The organism is Erwinia sp. PPS120 (genome assembly GCF_047918655.1).
GTDB classification, from domain to species: Bacteria; Pseudomonadota; Gammaproteobacteria; order Enterobacterales; family Enterobacteriaceae; genus Erwinia; species Erwinia tasmaniensis_A.
In genome coordinates, this window is record NZ_JBLREF010000099.1 from 1 (window position 1) to 1061 (window position 1061).

The 1061-nt window shown below is 49.2% G+C and carries 1 protein-coding gene and 1 pseudogene; both read left to right on the top strand.

Annotated elements, in window-relative coordinates:
* Positions 1 to 484, top strand: a 484-nt coding sequence (locus tag ACLRGG_RS21280) for an EF-Tu C-terminal domain-related protein (RefSeq protein ID WP_416251571.1), incomplete at its 5' end; no start/stop codon positions are given.
* 257 nt (positions 485 to 741) lie between these two features.
* Positions 742 to 901, top strand: a pseudogene (locus ACLRGG_RS21285) (IS5/IS1182 family transposase); the annotation flags it as partial.
* Between the last annotated feature and the right edge of the window lie 160 nt (positions 902 to 1061).

Sequence of the window (1061 nt, forward strand, 5' to 3'; positions counted from 1 at the left end):
CTGTATCATCAAAGTTGGTGAAGAAGTTGAAATCGTTGGTATCAAAGATACCGTGAAATCAACCTGTACCGGTGTTGAAATGTTCCGTAAGCTGCTTGACGAAGGTCGTGCAGGCGAGAACTGTGGTGTTCTTCTGCGTGGTATCAAGCGTGAAGAGATCCAGCGTGGCCAGGTTCTGGCTAAGCCAGGCTCAATCAAGCCACACACCAAATTTGAGTCAGAAGTTTATATTCTGTCCAAAGATGAAGGCGGCCGTCATACTCCGTTCTTCAAAGGTTACCGTCCACAGTTCTACTTCCGTACCACTGACGTGACCGGTACCATCGAACTGCCAGAAGGCGTTGAGATGGTCATGCCTGGTGACAACATTCAGATGATTGTTACCCTGATCCACCCAATCGCAATGGATGACGGCCTGCGTTTCGCTATCCGTGAAGGTGGTCGTACCGTTGGTGCGGGTGTTGTTGCTAAAGTTATCGCTTAATTGTTGATGATCTAAAGTGGCGAAATGCGTTTAGCCACAGCAAAAAAGAAGAGCACGCCGGTGCTCTTCATATTGTTGCTAAAGTCCTGGCCGGAAAGCCGGGACTTTACTTTAATAAGGTCAGTGTCATTAATGGGCTGACTGCTATTCTGAAAGAACCTGCCCCGCAGCAATTCGCTTTTACAGATGGTTACTCCTGAAGAGCGGGTGCCTGATGATCAGCAGACGCGCTAAAATGACGCCGCGTGGCAAAGTAAATTCCAGTCAACGTCGCTTTCCACTGATTCCTCCGCATGGGCCTGACTGAGAAGCTCCCGGACACCTCCAGTTTCAGCCAGAACCGCACCCACAGCTTTAACAATATCTCGACCACGACGTTCCCAGCAGATTTTTGACAATATTGCCGCGCAGGCGCTTATGCACATGGTTTGGAAAGCGTCCGTAAGCGTGACAGCGAGAAACATCGCGATTGCCATTTGGGGTCGCCACAAAAGAAGAACCCCACTAAAAGCGGGGTTCATGAACAGCTCTTGAGAGCGCATAAGCACTCTTTTCATACTGTCTCTTATACACATCT